The organism is Streptomyces sp. UH6 (assembly GCF_013421635.1).
GTDB lineage: Bacteria > Actinomycetota > Actinomycetes > Streptomycetales > Streptomycetaceae > Streptomyces > Streptomyces abyssomicinicus.
On the sequence record NZ_JACADT010001175.1, the window covers coordinates 1 to 1,586 of the forward strand.

Consider the following 1,586-nt stretch of genomic DNA (forward strand, 5'->3'; position numbering starts at 1 on the left):
GGTGGCCAGCGCCCGGGCGATGGCGACGCGCTGCTGCTGACCGCCGGACAGCTCCCAGGTGCGCCGCCGCGCCGTGCCGGCCAGACCGACCAGCGACAGCAGTTCCTCGACGCGGCCGGGCCGGTCGGCCCGGGCGACTCCGCTGCGGGCCAGCGCGAAGGAGAGGTTGCCGCCCACCGTGCGCCAGGGGAAGAGGCGTGGCGTCTGGAAGACGACGCCGGTCCTGCGGCGCACCGCGACGGTGCCCTCCGCGGGCCGCTCCAGCCCCGCGACCAGCCGCAGCAGCGTGGTCTTCCCGCATCCGGACGGCCCGACCAGCACCACGAACTCCCCCGGCAGCACGGTGAGGGAGACGTCGGCGACCGCGGTGACGGGATGCCGCGCGGTGCCGTAACGGACGCTGACGTCCCGCACCCGGACGTCGGGCTCAGCCGGTGACACGGGCGAGCTCCTCGACGGCGAGGGCCTTCTCGAAGACGGACCGGTCGGGGACGGCGTCCACGGCCTTCTGCGAGGCGAGGAACTCGGCGGCGTCGTGCAGGTTGCCGGCGAGCCCGCCCGGTGCGCCGGGGGTGCCCAGGTGGTCGGCCGCGGCCTGCTCCTCCGCGGTGAGCAGGACCAGCTGGCCGAGCTGCTCCTGCGCCTCACCGGCGCTCAGGCCGAGTTCGGCGCCGATGGCGGCGGCCGCCTCACCGGGGTTCTTCCGGGCGAGTTCGACGGCCTGGTTCTCCGCCTCGAGCCAGGCGTCCACGATGTCGGGGTGCTCGGCGGCGAAGGCGTCGGTGACGATGCCGAGGTCGGCCGTGGGCCTGCCCTGCTCGGCGATCTCGCGGCTGCTGACGAGGACGGTGCCGTCCTTCTTCAGCTCGGTGAGGGTGGGCGTCCACACGTAGGCGGCGTCGATGTCGCCGCGCTGCCAGGCGGCGAGGGCGTCCTGCGGCTGGAGGTCGACCAGCGTCACGTCCGACTGCTTCAGCCCGGCCGACTCCAGCGCGGCCAGCAGGGAGTAGTGGGTGGTCGACCCGAACGGGGCGGCGACCTTCCTGCCCTTGAGGTCCTTGACGGAGGTGATGCCCTTCCGGGCGACGAGGGCCTCGTTGTCACCGATCACGTCATGGATCCACAGGACCTTGTAGGGGATGTTCAAGGGCTCCGACAGTCCCTTGGCGACGGCGCTGGACCCGGCGAGGCCGAGGTCGACGGAGCCGGCGATCACCGCCGTGTTGACGTCGGCCCCGGAGTCGAACTTCACCCACTTCACGTCGGCGTCCGGGAGCGCCTTCTCCAGCAGCCGCTGGTTCTTGACCACCAGGTCGGCGTTGGGTATCGCCTGGTAGGCGATGCGCACCTGGGTTCTGCCCCCGTCGCCGGGGCCGCTTTCGGCGCCTGAGCCGCAGGCGGTCGCGGTGAGGGCGGTCAGGGCGGCGGCGGAGGCGAGGAGGAGGGTGCGGCGGGCGAGCAGGGCCATGACGGTTCCTTCGTGCGAGGCGGCGCGGGAGCGCGCGGCGGGAGACAGGTGCGGAGTGGGGTGCGGAGCGGGGTGGGAACGGGGGTCCGGCGCGGGGCCGGAGCGGGCGCCGGACCGG

The 1,586-nt window shown here is 74.1% G+C and carries 2 protein-coding genes; both read right to left on the reverse strand.

What is annotated here, in order from left to right; genetic code table 11:
* On the reverse strand, nt 1–441 hold a 441-nt coding region (locus tag HW445_RS30340; protein ID WP_180224009.1), incomplete at its 3' end, for an ATP-binding cassette domain-containing protein.
* Nucleotides 428–1,468, reverse strand: coding sequence for an ABC transporter substrate-binding protein (locus HW445_RS30345; RefSeq protein WP_180224010.1), 1,041 nt, complete (start codon nt 1,466–1,468; stop codon nt 428–430). The genes HW445_RS30345 and HW445_RS30340, both read right to left, overlap by 14 nt.
* Nucleotides 1,469–1,586 lie beyond the last annotated feature (118 nt).

Bases quoted from the DNA above. Each gene is read 5' to 3' on its own strand.
- HW445_RS30345 (WP_180224010.1), bottom strand. From the start codon at position 1,468: ATGGCCCTGCTCGCCCGCCGCACCCTCCTCCTCGCCTCCGCCGCCGCC.